19 protein-coding genes are annotated in these 17,735 nt (G+C 68.0%); 3 read left to right on the top strand and 16 right to left on the bottom strand.

The genetic code is table 11. The annotated features are described in order from the left end of the window. The 4 genes from ELQ94_RS11335 to rplM all read right to left on the bottom strand — a co-directional run bounded on the left by ELQ94_RS11335 (window position 1) and on the right by rplM (window position 4,034). Window positions 1–1,572: a serine hydrolase gene (locus ELQ94_RS11335; protein ID WP_127050418.1), complete on the bottom strand. Its 1,572-nt coding sequence runs from the start codon at window positions 1,570–1,572 to the stop codon at window positions 1–3. A 113-nt stretch (window positions 1,573–1,685) separates the two neighbouring features. Further along, entirely contained in the window at window positions 1,686–3,050 is a 1,365-nt protein-coding gene (gene glmM / locus ELQ94_RS11330) for a phosphoglucosamine mutase (RefSeq protein WP_127050415.1), read from the bottom strand. A 22-nt stretch (window positions 3,051–3,072) separates the two neighbouring features. Further along, window positions 3,073–3,555 carry a 30S ribosomal protein S9 gene (gene rpsI / locus ELQ94_RS11325; RefSeq protein WP_127050413.1) on the bottom strand — a complete coding sequence of 161 codons (483 nt, stop codon included), beginning with the start codon at window positions 3,553–3,555 and terminating at the stop codon, window positions 3,073–3,075. A 32-nt stretch (window positions 3,556–3,587) separates the two neighbouring features. Next, complete coding sequence (gene rplM / locus ELQ94_RS11320) at window positions 3,588–4,034, bottom strand: 50S ribosomal protein L13 (RefSeq protein WP_127050411.1); 447 nt, start codon at window positions 4,032–4,034, stop codon at window positions 3,588–3,590. A gap of 329 nt (window positions 4,035–4,363) precedes the next feature. On the opposite strand from rplM, the gene ELQ94_RS11315 reads away from it, so the two are divergent. Further along, window positions 4,364–4,729: a hypothetical protein gene (locus ELQ94_RS11315; RefSeq protein ID WP_127050409.1), complete on the top strand. Its 366-nt coding sequence runs from the start codon at window positions 4,364–4,366 to the stop codon at window positions 4,727–4,729. Between the two features lie 117 nt (window positions 4,730–4,846). Here ELQ94_RS11315 and ELQ94_RS11310 read toward each other — a convergent pair whose 3' ends face one another. Together ELQ94_RS11310 and ELQ94_RS11305 are read right to left on the bottom strand one after the other, a co-directional pair. Then, the gene (locus tag ELQ94_RS11310; RefSeq protein ID WP_127050408.1) at window positions 4,847–5,746 is read right to left on the bottom strand and encodes a tRNA pseudouridine synthase A; all 900 of its coding nucleotides are present in this window, start codon (window positions 5,744–5,746) and stop codon (window positions 4,847–4,849) included. An 11-nt stretch (window positions 5,747–5,757) separates the two neighbouring features. Continuing rightward, window positions 5,758–6,798 carry a GNAT family N-acetyltransferase gene (locus ELQ94_RS11305; protein ID WP_127050406.1) on the bottom strand — a complete coding sequence of 347 codons (1,041 nt, stop codon included), beginning with the start codon at window positions 6,796–6,798 and terminating at the stop codon, window positions 5,758–5,760. Window positions 6,799–7,013: 215 nt separating this feature from the next. Between ELQ94_RS11305 and ELQ94_RS11300 the strand changes: the two genes are divergently transcribed. Then, complete coding sequence (locus tag ELQ94_RS11300) at window positions 7,014–7,499, top strand: hypothetical protein (protein ID WP_127050404.1); 486 nt, start codon at window positions 7,014–7,016, stop codon at window positions 7,497–7,499. After that, window positions 7,496–9,541, top strand: coding sequence for a glucans biosynthesis glucosyltransferase MdoH (gene mdoH / locus ELQ94_RS11295; RefSeq protein WP_127050403.1), 2,046 nt, complete (start codon window positions 7,496–7,498; stop codon window positions 9,539–9,541). Before ELQ94_RS11300 ends, mdoH begins: the two co-directional genes overlap by 4 nt. Before the next feature lie 106 nt (window positions 9,542–9,647). Here the strand turns inward: mdoH and rplQ are convergent, their stop codons facing one another. From rplQ to ptsP, 10 genes are all read right to left on the bottom strand, one after another. Continuing rightward, entirely contained in the window at window positions 9,648–10,202 is a 555-nt protein-coding gene (gene rplQ / locus ELQ94_RS11290) for a 50S ribosomal protein L17 (RefSeq protein ID WP_127050401.1), read from the bottom strand. Window positions 10,203–10,242: 40 nt separating this feature from the next. Further along, on the bottom strand, window positions 10,243–11,232 hold the full coding sequence (locus ELQ94_RS11285) for a DNA-directed RNA polymerase subunit alpha (RefSeq protein ID WP_106561963.1): 990 nt from the start codon (window positions 11,230–11,232) through the stop codon (window positions 10,243–10,245). A 126-nt stretch (window positions 11,233–11,358) separates the two neighbouring features. Then, window positions 11,359–11,757 (bottom strand): 30S ribosomal protein S11, encoded by a 399-nt coding sequence (gene rpsK / locus ELQ94_RS11280; RefSeq protein WP_106561964.1) that lies wholly within the window; start codon window positions 11,755–11,757, stop codon window positions 11,359–11,361. Between the two features lie 34 nt (window positions 11,758–11,791). Further along, window positions 11,792–12,166 (bottom strand): 30S ribosomal protein S13, encoded by a 375-nt coding sequence (rpsM, locus tag ELQ94_RS11275; RefSeq protein ID WP_127050399.1) that lies wholly within the window; start codon window positions 12,164–12,166, stop codon window positions 11,792–11,794. Between the two features lie 168 nt (window positions 12,167–12,334). After that, on the bottom strand, window positions 12,335–12,448 hold the full coding sequence (rpmJ, locus tag ELQ94_RS11270; protein ID WP_077055107.1) for a 50S ribosomal protein L36: 114 nt from the start codon (window positions 12,446–12,448) through the stop codon (window positions 12,335–12,337). Between the two features lie 65 nt (window positions 12,449–12,513). Further along, window positions 12,514–12,735 carry a translation initiation factor IF-1 gene (infA, locus tag ELQ94_RS11265; RefSeq protein WP_127050397.1) on the bottom strand — a complete coding sequence of 74 codons (222 nt, stop codon included), beginning with the start codon at window positions 12,733–12,735 and terminating at the stop codon, window positions 12,514–12,516. A gap of 220 nt (window positions 12,736–12,955) precedes the next feature. Beyond that, a complete protein-coding gene (locus tag ELQ94_RS11260) occupies window positions 12,956–14,092 on the bottom strand; it encodes a mannitol-1-phosphate 5-dehydrogenase (protein WP_127050395.1) in 1,137 nt (378 codons plus the stop codon). Next, window positions 14,089–14,529, bottom strand: a complete 441-nt coding sequence (locus ELQ94_RS11255; protein ID WP_127050393.1) for a PTS mannitol transporter subunit IIA — start codon at window positions 14,527–14,529, stop codon at window positions 14,089–14,091. Before ELQ94_RS11255 ends, ELQ94_RS11260 begins: the two co-directional genes overlap by 4 nt. Beyond that, entirely contained in the window at window positions 14,526–16,034 is a 1,509-nt protein-coding gene (locus tag ELQ94_RS11250; RefSeq protein WP_127050391.1) for a PTS mannitol transporter subunit IIBC, read from the bottom strand. The genes ELQ94_RS11255 and ELQ94_RS11250 overlap by 4 nt, the downstream gene beginning before the upstream one ends. Beyond that, complete coding sequence (ptsP, locus tag ELQ94_RS11245) at window positions 16,031–17,704, bottom strand: phosphoenolpyruvate--protein phosphotransferase (RefSeq protein ID WP_127050389.1); 1,674 nt, start codon at window positions 17,702–17,704, stop codon at window positions 16,031–16,033. Before ptsP ends, ELQ94_RS11250 begins: the two co-directional genes overlap by 4 nt. Between the last annotated feature and the right edge of the window lie 31 nt (window positions 17,705–17,735).

The following is a 17,735-nucleotide window of genomic DNA, read 5'->3' as shown; positions in this document are numbered from 1 at the left end:
CTAGGCGGCCCATCTGCTGGCGAGGACCGTCGCGGACATCCAACCGTTCCGCCCGTTGACCTTCACGTAGTACCACATGCGTTGACTGCTGATGACCTCCACCCTCGCTCCGGCGGGGATGGTCGCGATCGTGCTCCCCCCGGGTCCGGAGCGGAGCGCGGTCGACGCCTTCGCCGTCATCTGCTGGGCCGGATAGACCCTGGTCTTCGTCGATGACGGATAACCCTGCAGGTGCAGGAACACCGTCTTCGAGATGGCCTTGATCGCCTCCTTGGTCGCATTTCCGTTGCCCATCACCGTCAGCACGTAGGTGCTCGTCGGGCCGTAGACGATCCCCACGTCGAGTTGGACCATCCCGGACGAGAGCCAGAGCTCCCCTGGCTTCGATGCCGACCTCACACCGTCCGGCAGTCCGGACGCCAGCCGGCTCCGCCACACCTGGCGCTCCATGAGCGTGAGCAGGTGCGTCGTGCCCGAAACGGAGAGCAGCTGCTTGTTCTGGAGACGACTGAGCAGGAGGGCGAGATCGTTCGCCGTACTCGTCTTGTTCCAGCCCGAGGAGTTCGCCGCGCTGGAGAACTGGGTACCGGTGTACCCCTCGGACGCCAACTTCGAGTTGAGCTTCGTGCGGCCGACGACCGCCATGAGTTCACGCGCGCAGTAGTTGTCCGAGACCTCGATGAGGACACGGAGACAGTCCTTCACCGTCGTTCCCGATGACGTCTTGCGCGAGAACGAGAGGATGCCGTTGTCGATGTTGTCGAGGACCGCGTAGGCGATGAAGAGCTTGCTCGTGCTGGCCGGCTCGCGCTTGCTCGCTCCGTAGACCGAGGTCGACCGCTTCGCGCCATTCAGTTCACGGATGGCGACGGTGTACTTCCAGCCGTGGTCGTCGAGCCGCGTCTTGATCTTCGAGAGAAGGAGCGCCTCGTCGGTGACACCCTTCCAGACGGGAGCCGTCTGATCGCTCGACACCCACTTCGCGACGTAGCCGACGCGGGTTCCCTTGACGTTGGCGCTGAGTTTCTTCCCCACGAGATCTGCAGTCACCTTGAGGCCTCGGCCGGTCGCACCCGCGATGCCTCTGCCATCGGCGAACCACTGGAAGACCACGGTCGTCGGGGACGGGGTCCAGTAGCCGGCCGACACCTGGATCGTCGATCCGTCACGGGGGTTGCCGACGATGACGGGCTTGGGTGCCTGGAATTCGATGGGCTGAGCGCCGGGCTGGACCTCCTGCGGCGCGATGTCCGATGGCTGCTCCGTCCCGTCGTCGGGTTTCGGAGTCTCAGCCTCATCGGGAGTGGGAGTGGGCGTCGGTGTGGGTGTTTCGGTCGGCGGCGCCGTCGTCTCGACCGGATCGGGGGTCGTCGTCTCGACCGGATCGGGGCTCGTCGTGTCCGTCGGTTGCGGATCGTCCGTCGGCGCCGCGTCGGGCGCGACCTCCACGGGCCGCACGACGGAGAGGTCCGACGCCGCGGCGGAGGACGGAGCACCCAGCGGGATGATCCCCCCGGCGATGACGACGGCGGCGAACGCGGCGAGCACGATCCTCGATGGGCGATGATCCATGGCGCGACTCCCTCGGCTGACGCCGATGCGGTGCACCCGGCTTCCAGTAATATACCCGTCGGTCGGACGGAGTCCGGAGGACCCCGTCCGACCGACCCGCCCGACCGATCGGGTCAGACGGCCAGGCGCTCCCGGACGATCGCTGCGAGGGCGTGCGCGTGCGCATCGGCGGTCGTCTGATCGGCAGCCTCGACCATCACGCGGACGAGGGGTTCGGTGCCGCTCGGGCGCAAGAGTACCCGTCCGGTGTCGCCGAGTTCGGCCTCGACGGCGCGCACGGCCTCGGCCAGGACCGTGTCTGATTCGAGGGCGGAGCGGTCGACGCCGCGTACGTTCACGAGGATCTGCGGGTAGACCGTCATGACCGACGCCAGGTCGGCGAGGGAACGGCCCGTGCGCGCCATCTCCGCCAGGATGTGGAGGCCCGTGAGGATTCCATCCCCGGTCGTGGCGTAACGGCTCATCACGACGTGCCCCGACTGCTCGCCTCCGAGGGAGTACTTCCCCTCGCTCATGGCGCCGAGCACGTAGCGGTCACCGACACGCGTCTCGACCATGCCGATGCCGTTCTCGGCCATCGCGATCTTGAGTCCGAGATTGCTCATGACCGTTGCCACGAGGGTGTCGAAGGCGAGGACGCCGCGGCGCTTCATCGACACGGCGAGGATCGCCATGATCTGGTCGCCGTCGACGACGTTGCCGTCGGCGTCGACCGCGAGGCACCGATCGGCGTCGCCGTCGTGCGCGATCCCCACGTCGGCGCCGAGCTCGCGGACCGTGCGAGAGAGACCGTCGAGGTGGGTCGACCCCACGCCCTCGTTGATGTTCATGCCGTCCGGCTCGTTGCCGATGACGGTCACCTGGGCTCCGGCGTCGCGGAACGTCTCCGGAGAGACACCGGACGCCGCTCCGTTCGCGCAATCGAGGACCACATGGATCCCGTCGAGGCGCTGCCGCTCGAGGCTCGCGAGCAGATGGACGACGTAGCGGTCCTCGGCATCGGCGAAGCGCCGGATGCGGCCGACGTCGCCTCCCGTCGGCATCAGGATGTCGCGTTCGAGGTACGACTCGATGCGCTCTTCGACGACGTCGGGAAGCTTCGACCCGCCTCGCGCGAAGATCTTGATCCCGTTGTCGGGAGCCGGATTGTGGGACGCCGAGATCATCACGCCGAAGTCGGCGCCGATGTCCTGGATGAGGAACGCCGCAGCGGGCGTCGGCAGAACCCCGGCGTCGAGGACGTCGATGCCGGAACTCGCGAGACCGGCCGCCACGGCAGCCGACAGGAACTCACCGGAGACGCGCGGGTCGCGCGCGAGAACCGCGACGGGCCGCCTTCCGGCGGCCCGTCGGGCTTCTGCGCTGCGTCCTTTGCCGAGGACGACGGCCGTGGCCTGCGCGAGCCGGAGCGCCAGATCGGCGGTCAGGTCCTTGTTCGCAAGCCCACGGACGCCGTCCGTCCCGAACAGACGTGCCACGAGTAGTGGTTCTCGCCCGCGACTAGCGCTTCGAGAACTGCGAGGCCTTACGGGCCTTCTTGAGACCCGCCTTCTTGCGCTCGATGACGCGAGCGTCACGCGTCAGGAAGCCGGCGGCCTTGAGGGTCGGGCGGTTGTTCTCACGGTCGATCTCGTTGAGTGCACGAGCGATGGCGAGGCGGAGCGCACCGGCCTGACCCGAGGGGCCGCCACCCGAGATACGCGCGATGACGTCGTAGCTGCCCATGAGGTCGAGGACCTTGAAGGGGTCGTTGATGAGCTGCTGGTGCAGCTTGTTGGGGAAGTACTCGGCGAGCTCGCGGCCGTTGACGGTCGCGGTGCCGGCGCCGGGGATGATGCGCACGCGAGCGATGGCCTGCTTGCGGCGGCCGACGGCCGCACCGGGGACGTTGAGGACGGGACGGGGAGTCACGCTCTCCGTCGCGGGCGTCTCGGTCGAGAAGTTGTCGGAGGTCTGGTCGAGGGAATCGCTGATCTGAGCCACGGTGTGGAATCCTTTTTCGTTTTCGCCGGCGCTTACTGCGCGACCTGGCCGAGGGTGTACGTCTTGGGCTGCTGGGCAGCGTGGGGGTGCTCGTTACCGGTGTACACCTTGAGCTTGCGGAGCTGGGCACGGCCGATCGAGTTCTTCGGGAGCATGCCGCGGATCGCCTTCTCGACGGCGCGGACGGGGTTCTTCTCGAGGAGCTCGGCGTACGTGACGGAGCTGAGGCCGCCCGGGTAGCCCGAGTGGCGGTAGGCCTTCTTCTGCAGGGCCTTCGAGCCCGTCAGGGCGACCTTGTCCGCGTTGATGATGATGACGAAGTCACCGGTGTCGACGTGGGGGGCGAAGATCGGCTTGTGCTTTCCGCGCAGGAGGACGGCGGCGTGGCTCGCCAGACGGCCGAGGACGATGTCCTCCGCGTCGATGACGACCCAGTCGCGCTGGATCTCCGCGGGCTTGGGGGTGAATGTGCGCGTCACAGGAGTGCTGCTTTCTATCGGAGTTGGTCGATCGTGAATCCCGCTCCGTTGGGCGTTCTCGAGGAGAACGACGCAGGTGGAGGGCTCAACTTCGGGTACGCGCCTCAATCGGACGCACACCAAGGGTCTACGTTACTCGACACGCCTTCTCGGGGCAAGACGACAACCGGGCGGGATCCGCACGACGCATCGGCCGAATCGCTCCCTGATAGGAATCTGAGTGCCTGAAGTCCTGGTGAGAAGCCTCTTTTTTCGAGCTCATTGACCTCGCCGTCGCTCGGTGTCTAGCGTTGAAACACGGATCGAGACGATCAACAAGAGTCCACCCAATGGAGGAGAAGATCATGTTGAAGATGAAGAGCCGGATTGCAGCAACACTCGCCACCGCCGGGCTTGCCGGCGCACTCGTGGTCGGCGGCGCGACAGCCGCGAACGCGGAATCGTGGGACGGTGTGTATACGATGTCCGCCGCCGAGGTTCAGGAGAAGGTCGACATCATGAACGGGGCGATCGGCGTCTGCGACCTCGTTCCCAAGGGCTGGGGAACGGTGTGTTCCATCGCCGGCAACCTCTCCATGAACGATCACTTCGTCGATGCCGCTGAGGCCGACTGCGGGCTGACCGTCATGTGGCGGGCCACCGGTAGCGGTCTGTCCTACGACAAGGCGGAATACGCCTACGAGCAGGTCTGCTGACCGAGCTGGCAGACCGCCGTCCCGCTTCGAGGCAGGGCGATCTGAAAACGGGCCGATCCTTCCACGGATCGGCCCGTTTTCGCTGTCAAGGGTGCCGCCCGCGCGATGAAGCCCTGGCTACTCCCCGTCGAGACCCCCGGGGAGGGAACGGCGGGAGCGCGTCAGCGCCGCGCGGTCCGCGAGCTGCTCGTCCGGCGGGTAGGCGACCTCCATGAAAGTGAGTCCCCGCGCGGGCATGACCGCGTACGCGTCGTCGCGCGAGACGCCGTCGCGCAGGCTCACGACGTCGGCCACCGAGATCCGCCCTCCCCCGACCGCCACCGTCGCCCCCACGAGGGCTCTCACCATGCTGTGGCAGAAGGCGTCCGCGCGCACGTCGGCACGGAGGACGCGATCCTCGTCCCGCCTCCAGGAGAAGTCGAGCAGGGTGCGGATGGTCGTCGCTCCCTCACGCGGTTTGCAGTACGACCCGAAATCGTGGAGACCGAGGAGCATCGAGGCGGCCTCGTTCATGGCGTCGATGTCGAGGGACGTCGGGAGCCATGCCGTGTGGGCGCGTTGCAGCGGGTTGCGACCGGCGACGACGTCGGCCACCCGGTACTCGTAGCGGCGCCACAGAGCGCCGAAGCGCGCGTCGAACCCGGGAGGCGCGATGGTCGCCCGCGTGATCGCCACGTCGGAGTACGGTCCGAGGACACCGTTCGCCCGTCGAGCGAGGGCACCGGCGGGGTCGGTGCGCCCACCGCGCTGACGAGCCAACCGGTGCATCGCGTCGGGCGAGAGGTCGAGGTGCACGACCTGCCCCACGGCGTGCACGCCCGCGTCCGTCCGACCGGCGACGACGAGCGCCGGTCGCCCGATCAAGTCGCCGAACGACGTCGAGATGGCCGCCTCGAGCACTCCCTGCACGGTCCGCTGCCCGGGCTGCCGCGACCACCCAGCGAAATCAGTGCCCTGATACGCCACGTCGACACGGAACCGCGTGGTGGTGCCCTCCTGCGGGGCGTCCTCGATCATCTCCCCTCCGCTCAGCGCTCGATGACGAATGCGAGGGACCGCGTCGTCGGAGCGAAACCCATGCCCGAGTAGAGCGTGTTCGCTCCGGTCGGGCTCTCGGTGTCGACGTCGAGGATCGCCTTCTCGAGACCCGCGTCCGCGTACGAACGCAGAAGGGCCGAGATGCACGCGGGCGCGAGTCCGCGACGACGCCGATCGCGGACGACGCCGATGAGAGCGACGTATCCGCTCGAGAAGCCCTGGACCTCCCAGTCCCCCTCGTTGATGGTGGACAGCGCGAAGGCGACGACTCGGCGTCCGCCATCGGCGTCGTCCTCGACGGCGACCCAGGACAGGTCGTCGCGGAACTCCTCGCCCTCGACGAACTGCCGCCAGCGCTCCTCGAGCGTCGGCTGGCTCCCCCAGTGGTCGCGGAAGGCATCGTTGCGCGCGATCCGCGTGGCTTCGGCCAGTTCCGACGAGTACGGGACGACGGTGATCCCATCGGGAGTGGCGAGATCGGGCACGGGCTCGGCGATCACACGTTCCATCGAGGTGAAGTACCGCTCGAGCCGCATACCGAACCTCCGGGCGAGCGCGGCCCCCGACGCGTTCGACTCTTCCTGGTAAGACACCGTCCAACCGGGCAGTGTCTTGTCCGACGACGCGAGCTGCTGAGTCGATCGGGCGATCTGCCAGGCCATGAGCTCGCGACCGATCCCGCGTTCCCGCCAGTCCGGGTGGACCCCGCCGAGGACATAGGACTGGACACGGCTCTCCTGGCCCGGGCCCAGCGGGGTCATGCCCCAGGCGAGCACGGTGCCGTCGACCGCGAGAGCGAGCAGGGAATCGGCGGCGACATCGATGTGTGCGCTCTCGAAGTCCTCCGCGATCTCCGAGCGAGGCGTCGTCCAGGTGGGGTGGTCGACGGCATCCATGGCCCGCTGCGTCGCGTGGATCGCGTCGACGTCCGCCGCGGTCGCCGGCCGCCACTCGTGGACGTCGGGGTGGGACGGGACGGGGAGGCGCACAGGGGTGGGGATCCTCGCGGAGAGCGGTGGCACGGTGGACATGCATCGAGCCTATGACAGCCGCGCGGTCACTCTTCCTCGTCACGACGTCGTCCACAACGGGGGCTGAACGCGCTTATCCACAGCCCTCGATCGGTGAAACGTGAGGGTTACTACGCTTTCGTACGCCGGCCGTATCCGGTGCCGCTCGATGGCGCGCGGAGAACCACACATCATCAGGTACCTGGGGGAACCACATGATCCGATGCTCTTCCGACGTGCGTGCACACGCCACGACGCAGCCGGCCGCAGCCGGCGACTCCGCCGAAGCCGGCCGCCGACAGCTCCTCGAACGATTCGTCGAAGACCTCGGTTATCCGGCCGCCGTCGTCGGCGACGTCATCTCACGGTTCCGGCGGGAACGCGGCGCCATGACCGCATCCGACGCGGGACACCGCCTCGCCGAGTGGATCGGAGAGGTCCGGCGGGCAGCCGAGGGCCGGACCGCGATCGTCCCGGTCGCGGACGCCGTCGAGGCCTTCGTCCTGAGCGGCGCCGCCATGTGGCACGTCGACGCCCTCTTCGCGGAACCGTCCGCCCTGCCCGCCACCCACCGCGCGGCCCTGACCCGACACCGCTCGAGCGTCGTGCCGATCGAGCACCCACTGCCGATGCAGCCGCAGAACCTCGACGGTCCGCGGTGGGGCCGTCGCTCTCGCCCCGAGCCGACCGTCCGGCGCCTCAGTTGGGTGCCCTCCCGATGAGCGGTCGCCACGCCTCCGTCTCCATCGGTCTCGCCGATGCGCGATCCTCTCGACCGGCCCGAGGTCGCGCCGCTCCCGTCGCCATCGCCACGGCCCTCACCACGGCGCTCGGGACCGCCGTCTCGCTCATCGCCGCGCACCCTGGCGGGTTCGAGGTCGCCGAGGTCGTGAGCATCGCGCTCTTCGTGCTCTGCTTCGCCTGGATCGCCTTCGCCTTCTGTACGGCCGTCGCGGGCTTCGTCCGCCTGCTCTCACGGCGGCCGCTCTCCGGGCTCATCGGCCCGCAGGGTGCAGCGGATGCCAGCACGATCACGAGTCGGGTCGCCCTCATCGTCCCCGTGCGGAACGAAGACCCGCACGCCGTCTTCGCCAATGTCCGGGCCATCGGCGAGTCGATCGGCCGTAGTCGCCACCCGGACCTCATCGACTTCTTCATCCTGAGCGACACGGTGGATCCCGACGTGCTCGTCGCCGAGGAACTCGCCTGGACCGAATTGCGCGGACACCTCGCCGGCATCTGCGAGGTCTTCTACCGCCGTCGGACCGACAACGACGGGAAGAAGGCCGGGAACCTCGCAGAATTCTGCCGGCGCTGGGGCGCGGCCTACGAGTACTTCCTCGTGCTCGACGCGGACAGCCTCATGGAGGCGGACACGATCATCACGATGACGCGCATCATGGAGCTGAATCCCGGTGTCGGCATCCTCCAGGCCCCTCCCCTGTCCGTCGGCGGCCTCACCCGATTCGCCCGATTGCAGCAGTTCGCGGGATTCGCGTACGGATCCGTCGTGACCGCCGGCATGTCGGCGTGGCAGGGGGGCTCGTCGAACTACTGGGGGCACAACGCGATCATCCGCACGGCCGCGTTCGCCCGTTACTGCGGACTGCCCGTATTGAGCGGGTCCGGTCCGTTCTCGGGTGAGATCCTCAGTCACGACTTCGTCGAGGCGGCCCTCATGCGGCGGGCCGGCTACGAGGTGTGGATGCTGCCAGCCCTCGGCGGCAGCTTCGAGCGGATCCCGCCGACGCTGTTCGACTACGCCGAGCGGGACCGTCGGTGGTCTGCCGGGAACCTCCAGCACCTGCGTCTGCTCGGCACGAGCGGACTACACCCCATGAGCCGTCTGCACCTCTTCCTCGGAGCGATGTCCTACCTGGTCTCGCCCCTCTGGCTCCTCTTCATCGCCTCCGGTGTGGCCATGGCGATCTCCGACGCCGCGACGCCCGGCATCCGCGGGGTCGACTCGTTCGCAGCCGGCGCCGTGTTCGCCGCCTCGACCCTCCTCGTCTTCACGCCGCGCCTCCTGGGAGTCGCGCTCGTCCTTCGCGACCGGGACGTCCGTCAGGCCCTCGGCGGTACCGTCGCGGTCATCGCGAGCGGACTCGTGGAGATCGTCGTGTCGGCTCTGCTCGCTCCGGTCACGATGGTGATGCAGACGACGGCGCTCGTCTCGATCCTCTCGGGCGCCCACGTGTCGTGGGGCTCTCAGCGACGCGACGGCGACGTCCCCTCGTTGGTCGATCTCCTCCGTGTGCACGGAGCGCACCTCGTCCTCGGCATCACCCTCCTCGTGGCCGGTGTGGTCACCCCCGGGGCACTGCCCTGGCTCGCCCTCATGATCGCGTCGCTGCTGGGCGCACCCGCCCTCACGCTCTGGACCGCCGGCGAGGCCCCGAGCGGTTCGCCGATGGACCGGCTCCTCCGGATCCCTGAGGAAGCGGCCCCGAGCCGTGTCTGCTCCCGCGCGGAGGAGCTCCGCGCCGTCCCAGCACCCGCGATCGCGGACGGGCTCCGTCGTGTCGTCACGGATGCACGCGCGTACGCCGTGCATCTCGCGATCCTCGACACGACCGGTTCGCGGGACGACCGCGTGCCCGCCTCGGTCGCTCGCCTCGTGCATCAGGGCGCCTGGGAACGCATCGATCAAATTGACCGCGCGCTCGCGCTCGGCTCGGCCACTTTCCTCAGGAACGCTCGCAGTTCACACACCCCCGCGGTGGCGCACCGCTCGCGTCGACTCGAACCGCTCGTCGTCACGTAGACCTCGACGGATGTTCGACTGCCGGTCGACACCGACGATCCCAGCCGGCAACGAAGAGGTCCCCCGGAGCATGCTCCGGGGGACCTCTTCGTTGTACGGGGTGAGACTACTTCGCGTCGTCCGACTTCGCCTCTGCGGACTCCTCGACCTCGGCGGCCTCCGGGGTCTCGGTCTCCTCGGAGACCGTGGGCTCCTCGACCGTCTCGGTCTGCTCGACCTCGTCGGCCTCGGGCTCGCTCTCCGCGGCGACCGGCGCGGCTGCAGGAGCCGCCGTCGTCTTGGAGCGCTTGACCTTCGGGGTCACGGGCTCGAGAACGAGCTCGATGACGGCCATGGGGGCGTTGTCGCCCTTACGGAAGCCCGTCTTCGTGATGCGGGTGTAGCCGCCCTCACGCTCGGCCACGAGCGGCGCGATCTCCGTGAAGAGCTCGTGCACGACCGACTTGTCGCCGATGATGCCGAGCACACGACGACGAGCGTGCAGATCGCCACGCTTCGCGAACGTGACGAGGCGCTCGGCGACCGGGCGGAGGCGCTTGGCCTTCGTCTCGGTCGTCGTGATGCGCTTGTGCGTGAAGAGAGCAGCCGCGAGGTTCGCGAGCATGAGGCGCTCGTGGGCGGGACCGCCTCCGAGACGGGGGCCCTTTGTTGGCGTAGGCATTGGTGTATTACTCCTGTGTCAGTGGGAAAGCTGGCGAAACCTAGTTGGTTTCTTCTTCGAAGCCCGAGTAGAAGTGGGCTCCATCGAAACCGGGGACCGAGTCCTTGAGGGAGAGGCCCATCTCGGTGAGCTTGTCGCGCACCTCGTCCACCGACTTCTGACCGAAGTTGCGGATGTTCATGAGCTGGTTCTCGGACAGCGCCACGAGCTCGGACACCGTGTTGATGCCCTCGCGCTTGAGGCAGTTGTACGAGCGGACCGAGAGGTCGAGGTCCTCGATCGGGATCGAGAGCTCGCTCGAGAGGACGGCGTCGACCGGCGCGGGGCCGATCTCGATGCCCTCTGCGGCGGTGTTGAGCTCGCGAGCGAGACCGAACAGCTCGACGAGCGTCTTACCGGCGGATGCGATCGCGTCGCGCGGCGTGATGGCCGGCTTGCTCTCGACGTCGACGACGAGGCGGTCGAAGTCGGTACGCTCACCGGCACGCGTCGCCTCGACGCGGTAGGTCACCTTGAGGACGGGCGAGTAGATCGAGTCGATCGGGATCTGACCGGCCTCGGAGAACTCGTTGCGGTTCTGAGTCGCGGAGACGTAGCCGCGGCCACGCTCGATCGTCAGTTCCAGCTCGAACTTCGCCTTGTCGTTGAGCGTCGCGATGACGAGATCCGGGTTGTGGATCTCCACACCGGCCGGCGCCGAGATGTCGGCAGCCGTGACGGCACCGTCACCCGTCTTGCGCAGGTACGCCGTGATCGGCTCGTCGTGCTCGCTCGAGACGACGAGACCCTTGATGTTCAGGATGATCTCGGTGACGTCTTCCTTCACACCCGGGATCGTGCTGAACTCGTGCAGCACTCCGTCGATGCGGATGCTGGTGACAGCGGCGCCGGGAATCGAGGAGAGCAGGGTGCGACGGAGCGAGTTTCCGAGCGTGTAGCCGAAGCCGGGCTCGAGCGGCTCGATGATGAACCGGCTACGGAACTCGGAGATGTTCTCCTCGGAGAGCGTAGGGCGCTGTGCGATGAGCACTGTTGATTCCTTTCGGCCAAGCGTCCGCTATATGACGCTTGCGTTGGTGAGGTATTGAGTTGTGTTCAGCCCCCTGGCCCGCCGACGGATCGGCGGGCCAGGGGGTCTGGGCCGGACGCTAGTGGATCAGACGCGGCGACGCTTGGGCGGGCGGCACCCGTTGTGCGCCTGCGGCGTGACGTCGTTGATCGATCCGACCTCGAGGCCGGCCGACTGAAGCGAACGGATCGCCGTCTCGCGACCGGAACCCGGTCCCTTGACGAAGACGTCGACCTTCTTCATACCGTTCTCCTGCGCCTTGCGGGCAGCGGACTCGGCGGCGAGGCCGGCGGCGAACGGGGTCGACTTACGCGAACCCTTGAATCCGACGTCTCCGCCCGATGCCCAGGCGATGACCGCGCCGGACGGGTCGGTGATCGAGACGATCGTGTTGTTGAACGTCGACTTGATGTGGGCCTGGCCCACGGCGATGTTCTTCTTTTCCTTCTTGCGCGGCTTACGAGCTGCCGTCTTCGGTGCTGCCATGTCTACTCCCTGGAATCCTGGTGGCGGGCGCTGGTTAGCGCGCCTTCTTCTTGCCGGCGACGGTGCGCTTCGGGCCCTTGCGCGTGCGGGCGTTCGTCTTGGTGCGCTGTCCGTGCACGGGGAGGCCACGACGGTGGCGGATACCCTGGTACGAACCGATCTCGACCTTGCGGCGGATGTCGGCCTGCACCTCACGGCGCAGGTCACCCTCGACCTTGTAGTTGCCCTCGATGTAATCGCGGAGGGCGACCAGCTGTTCGTCGCTCAGGTCCTTCACGCGGATGTCTCCGCTGATTCCGGTGTCGGCGAGGGTCTTGAGGGCCCTCGTGCGTCCGACTCCATAGATGTACGTCAGTGCGACTTCCACGCGCTTGTCGCGGGGAATGTCTACGCCGGCGAGACGTGCCATTGTGGCTCTCCTAGGAGTGAGTGGAGGTGTGGAGCGGTTCCGGTGCCCGGGCCTCCGACCCGGGGTGTCCCCCGCTCTCCGGCACGGATGCCGATCGAGTGGGTTTCTGGAAACGCTGTTTCAGGTATTCAGTTGTGGATCTGTGGTCCGCGTGCGGACCGCAGGGCGTCAGCCCTGGCGCTGCTTGTGGCGCGGGTTCTCGCAGATGACCATGACGCGGCCGTTGCGGCGGATGACCTTGCACTTCTCGCAGATCCGCTTGACGCTGGGGTTGACCTTCATCGTGTTTCCTCGTTCTCGCTGTCCTCGTACCGGGAGACGTCCCGGCCGTTACTTACAGCGCGGACCTACTTGTAGCGATAGACGATTCGTCCACGGGTGAGGTCGTAGGGCGTGAGCTCCACGATCACTCGGTCCTCCGGCAGGATGCGGATGTAGTGCTGCCGCATCTTGCCCGAGATGTGGGCGAGGACCTTGTGGCCGTTCGTCAACTCAACGCGGAACATCGCGTTGGGCAGCGCTTCGACCACCGAGCCTTCGATCTCGATGACACCGTCTTTCTGAGCCATAGCCTCACTGTCGTCACTGTCGCTGGGGTAGATCCGCACTGGTCGTGCGGGTGATGTGGGGCCTTCGGCGACCGTCGACAGACATGCTGGACGGAGGCACACGGCACCAAAGGGATATCCTATGCCATTCCGCGCGGATCCGCCACTCGCGACGTCCCCCTCACGGCTCGGCCCGCTCCCCTCGGGGTCGAGGTGAGCGGGCCGAGTCGAGACCGAACCGTCAGGGCGCGGACACGACCTGGACGAGGGACGGTGTCAGCGGGTGGTCGGCAGGGAGGCCCGTGACCTTCCCGACGAACTCGGCCGGAGTCGTCTCCCGGCGCAGCTTCTGCAATTCCACACTCTCCGGGTCCTCCTCCACGTCGAAGCGCAGGGCGAGGCCGACGGCCTCCACGAGGTCGTCGGTCAGCATGCCCCGTTCTGCGAGCTGGGCGGCCGGCCCGATGAAACGCTCGTTGCGCGAGAGCTTCCTGAGCGGTTGCCGGCCGACGCGCACCACGGTGTCCGGGAGAGCGTCGTTCGCGAATCGAGCGAGGATCTTCTCGCGGTACGCGTCCTGCTGACTCGGATCGAGTTCGTGCTTCGCCACGAGGAGGGCCGAGGTCTCACGCAGGACGCGTTCGACGAGGTCCCTCACCGCCGGGTCGGCGAACGACTCGGCGATGCGTCCGTGGCCGGCCGCGAAACCGGCGTACGCCGCCGTCGCGTGCCCCGTGTTCACCGTGTAGAGCTTGCGCTCGATGTACGGACCCAGGGCATCGACGAAGGTCGCTCCCGGGATCTCTGGGACCGATCCAGCGAACGGGCCGGACTCGATGACCCACTCGCAGAACGTCTCGACCGTGACGTCGATACCCGCCGACGGGTCCTGACCCGGAACGATGCGGTCGACCGCCGTGTTGGCGAACACCGCTCGGGCATCGACGTCCGACGACCGCTCCCCAGCCGCCGAGCGGATCTCGGCGGCGAGGATGTCGGTGGCGGAGATCGCGTTCTCGCACGCCATGACGGCGAGACGGGACGCGTCGGGCTCCCGGGCGAGGAGTCCCTTCGCGATCACGGGCGCGACGAACCGCAACACGTTCGGTCCGATCGCGGTCGTGACGATGTCGGCCGTGGCGATCTCCCGGACGAGGGCGTCCTCGTCCACGGAGCTGTTGATCGCTCGGAAACCCGTCACGGTCTTCGTGCGCCCACCCTCGCCCACCTCATGGACGTCGTAGGAGTCGGCCGACCCGATTGCGTCGATGAGGTCCGCGTTCACGTCCGCGAAGACGACCTCGTATCCGGCCTCGTGCAGGAGGAGCCCGATGAAACCGCGACCGATGTTGCCTGCTCCGAAGTGGACGGCCTTCATTCGGCGTTGACCTCTTCGAGGAGCGCGTACAGTTCGTCCGCGTCCTTCGCGTTCACGAGCTTCGCGACCTCGTCCTCGTCCGAGAACACGACCGCGATCTTCGACAGGATGCCGAGGTGCTCGTCTCCCACGCCGGCGATGCCGACGGCGAAGCGCACCTCCTCGCCGTCCCAGTCGATCGAGTGGTCGTACCGCACGAGCGAGAGCGCGGACGTCTTGATGGCGTCCTTCGACTCGTTCGTGCCGTGCGGGATCGCGAGCAGGTTGCCCATGTAGGTGGACACACTCGTCTCGCGCTCGAGCATCGCGTCGACGTAGCTCCCGTCGACGGCGCCCGACGAGACGAGCAGCGCCCCGGCCTCGCGGATGGCCTCGTCCTTCGTGGTGGCGGAACCCTCCGCCACCACGTTGGCCCGGCTCAGGATGTCGTCGCTCACTTGGTGGTCTCCTTCTGGTTCTGGACCTGTCCCACGACCTCGTCGTACTTCGGCGAGTTCATGAAGTTGTCCACCGAGACGTGCTGCGAGTTCGGCGACTGCTGCTTCGCGCGGTCGGTGAGGTCCTTGTGGGTGATGACGAGGTCGGCCTCACCCGTGAGGTTGGCGATGGCCTGGTTCGTCACGGTGACGCCCTCGACGCCCGCCTTCTTGAGCTTATTGCGGAGGACCGAGGCGCCCATCGCGCTCGAACCCATTCCCGCGTCGCACGCGAACACGATGTTCGACACGAGTCGCGCGGTCTGCGGATCTCCGGACGCAGCGGCGGGCGCTCCGGCGAGGCCGCCGAGCACGCTCGACTCCTTGCCCTTGTTGGCCTGCGTCTTCGCGATCGCCGCGGAGAGGTCGCCGGCGTTCTCGGCCTCGAGGTCGCGCTTCCGCGACGCCTTCAGGATGACCGAGGCGATGAGGAAGGTCACGATGGTCGCGAGGATCACCGAGAGGATGACGCCGACGAAGCTGTCGCTCGCGGTCTGGAGGAGGATGGCGATGATGCTGCCGGGGGCCGCGGGGGAACGCAGTCCGGATCCGAAGATCAGGTTCGTCGCGACGCCGGTCGCGCCGCCCGCGACGACCGCGAGGATGAGCATGGGCTTCATGAGCACGTACGGGAAGTAGATCTCGTGGATACCGCCGAGGAAGTGCACGATGATCGCTCCGGGCGCGCTGCCCTTCGCCATGCCCACCCCGAAGACGCTGAACGCGAGGAGGATGCCGAGACCGGGGCCGGGGTTCGCCTCGAGGAGGAACAGGATCGACTTGCCCGTCTCGTCGGCCTGTTCGAGACCGATCGGGGTGAGGACGCCGTGGTTGATCGCGTTGTTGAGGAAGAGCACCTTGGCGGGCTCGATGATGATGCTCGTGAGCGGCAGGAGTCCCGTGTCGACGAGGAACTGGACCGCTTCGCCGATCCGCGCCGTGAGCCACGTGACGGCCGGGCCGATCGTGAAGAAGCCCACGATCGCGAGCAGGAAGCCGAGGATGCCGGCCGAGAACATGTTGACGAGCATCTCGAAGCCCGCCTTGATCTTGTTCTCCCACAGACCGTCGAGCTTCTTCATGAGGTAGGCGGCGAGCGGGCCGAGGATCATCGCGCCGATGAACATGTGGTTCTCCGCCGCGACGATCGCACCCATGGTCGCGATCGTGCCGACGACGCCACCGCGCTGTCCGTAGACCATGCGGCCACCCGTGTTCGCGATGAGGAGCGGGAGCAGGTAGTGGATCATCGGGCCGATGATCGAGCCGAATCCGCCCTCCTCGACGAGGAAGCCGAGACCCATGAGAGGGAACGGGCCCTCGGGGATGAAGAGCGCCGTGATGAAGCCCCACGCGATGAGCGCGGGGATGTTCGGCATGATCATGCCGGAGAGGAACGTGCCGAACCGCTGGACGGCGACGCGTGCGCCGCCCGACTGCGTCGACGTGGTGGACGTCGTTGTCATGAGTGTGTCTCCTTGAGGGATTCGAGCGCGGCGGTGACCGCGGCTCGGGCTTCGGCCGCACCCGAGGCGGCCAGGGCGGTTTCGGCGAGGCGGCGTGCCTCGTCGAGGGTGTAACGGGCGAGTGATGCGCGCACGTCCGCGAGAGCGGACGGCGACATCGACAGGGTGGTGGCGCCGAGGCCCACGAGGACCACGGCGAGGAGCGGGTCCGCGGCGGCCTCGCCGCAGATCCCGACGGGCTTGCTCGCACGAGCACCGGACGCGCCGACCTCACCGACGAGGCGGAGCACGGCGGGGTGCCACGGGTCCTGGAACGACGCGACGGAGCCGAGCAGACGATCGGCCGCGAGCGTGTACTGCGTGAGGTCGTTCGTGCCGATCGACGCGAAGTCGGCGGTCTCGAAGACCTTGTCGGCCATGAGCGCGATGGAGGGGACCTCGACCATGATCCCGGCCGTCTTGAGGCCGAGCTCCTTCGAGAGCCCCACGATGTACTCGGTCTCCTCGACCGTCGAGACCATGGGGGCCATGACCCAGAGGTCGGCCGAGGTGCGCTTGTCGGCCTCGGCGAGGGCTGTGAGCTGCTCGCGCAGGATGTCCTCGCTGACCCGCAGGGCGCGGAGGCCGCGGAGGCCGAGTGCGGGGTTCTCCTCGTGCGCGTCGTTGAGGAACGCGAGCGGCTTGTCCGCGCCGGCGTCGAGGAGACGCACGACGACCTTCTTGCCGGGGAACGCCTCGAGGAGCTCGACGTAGTGGGCGCGCTGCTCCTCGATCGTCGGGGCGCTGCCGCCCGCGTCGAGGAAGAGGAACTCGGTGCGGAAGAGCCCGACGCCCTCTGCTCCCCCGTCGGCCGCGGCCTGCGCCGCCTTCGAGGAGCCGAGGTTGGCGAGAAGCGGGACGGCCGTGCCGTCGGCGAGCGCCCCGGGGGTCGCCGGTGCGTCCACGAGGGCGGCGCGTTCGGCGATCCGGGCCTCGGCCGATGCGACCTCGTCGGCCGACGGATCGGCGACGACGACACCGGCGGCCGCGTCGACGACGACGGTCTGCCCCTCGTCGAGGCTCAGGGCGTCGGCCGCCCCGACGATCGCCACGATGGACTTCTCGCGAGCGAGGATGGCGGTGTGGGAGGTCGGTCCGCCGTCGCTCGTGACGAGCGCGAGCACCTTGTCGAGATCGAGCAGCGCCGTGTCGGCCGGTGCGAGGTCGCGGGCCACGAGCACGAAGGGCTCGTCGAGCTCCGGGACACCGGGCGCCGGGACACCGAGCAGGTCCGCGATGACGCGCTGGGCGACGTCGTCGAGATCGGCCGCCCGCTCACCGAGGTATCCGCCCATCGCCGCGAGCTGGTCGCGGAATGCGGCGAACGCCTCGGACACCGCGCGCTCGGCGGTCTTACCCTGGCCGAGGAGCTCGTCGATCGAATCGGACAGGGTCGGGTCCTCCGCCATCATGGCCTGAGCCTCGAGAACGTCGCGAGCGGTGCCTCCGGCCGTCGCTCCGCGCTCCTCGAGCGCTCGGGCGACGCGACCGAGGGACTCGACGCTGCGCGCCTTCTCAGCCTCGACGCCGATCGTGCTCTGGGCGTCTGACGGGGTCGCGAGCGGTTCGGGCATGAGGGCGACTCGTCCCGTCGCCACTCCCTGGCCGATTCCGGTTCCGGCTATGCGCATGAGCGGTGTCCTCCTTCTGCTGTGACGGCTG

Source organism: Labedella endophytica, assembly GCF_003990045.1.
Taxonomy (GTDB): domain Bacteria; phylum Actinomycetota; class Actinomycetes; order Actinomycetales; family Microbacteriaceae; genus Labedella; species Labedella endophytica.
Note: the sequence above shows the minus strand (reverse complement) of the source record. Positions and strands in the feature narration are given on the sequence as shown.

Bases quoted from the DNA above. Each gene is read 5' to 3' on its own strand.
- ELQ94_RS11335 (WP_127050418.1), bottom strand. From the start codon at position 1,572: ATGGATCATCGCCCATCGAGGATCGTGCTCGCCGCGTTCGCCGCCGTC.
- ELQ94_RS11315 (WP_127050409.1), top strand. From the start codon at position 4,364: ATGGAGGAGAAGATCATGTTGAAGATGAAGAGCCGGATTGCAGCAACA.
- ELQ94_RS11310 (WP_127050408.1), bottom strand. From the start codon at position 5,746: ATGATCGAGGACGCCCCGCAGGAGGGCACCACCACGCGGTTCCGTGTC.
- ELQ94_RS11305 (WP_127050406.1), bottom strand. From the start codon at position 6,798: ATGTCCACCGTGCCACCGCTCTCCGCGAGGATCCCCACCCCTGTGCGC.
- mdoH (WP_127050403.1), top strand. From the start codon at position 7,496: ATGAGCGGTCGCCACGCCTCCGTCTCCATCGGTCTCGCCGATGCGCGA.
- rplQ (WP_127050401.1), bottom strand. From the start codon at position 10,202: ATGCCTACGCCAACAAAGGGCCCCCGTCTCGGAGGCGGTCCCGCCCAC.
- rpsK (WP_106561964.1), bottom strand. From the start codon at position 11,757: ATGGCAGCACCGAAGACGGCAGCTCGTAAGCCGCGCAAGAAGGAAAAG.
- rpsM (WP_127050399.1), bottom strand. From the start codon at position 12,166: ATGGCACGTCTCGCCGGCGTAGACATTCCCCGCGACAAGCGCGTGGAA.
- rpmJ (WP_077055107.1), bottom strand. From the start codon at position 12,448: ATGAAGGTCAACCCCAGCGTCAAGCGGATCTGCGAGAAGTGCAAGGTC.
- infA (WP_127050397.1), bottom strand. From the start codon at position 12,735: ATGGCTCAGAAAGACGGTGTCATCGAGATCGAAGGCTCGGTGGTCGAA.
- ELQ94_RS11260 (WP_127050395.1), bottom strand. From the start codon at position 14,092: ATGAAGGCCGTCCACTTCGGAGCAGGCAACATCGGTCGCGGTTTCATC.
- ELQ94_RS11250 (WP_127050391.1), bottom strand. From the start codon at position 16,034: ATGACAACGACGTCCACCACGTCGACGCAGTCGGGCGGCGCACGCGTC.
- ptsP (WP_127050389.1), bottom strand. From the start codon at position 17,704: ATGCGCATAGCCGGAACCGGAATCGGCCAGGGAGTGGCGACGGGACGA.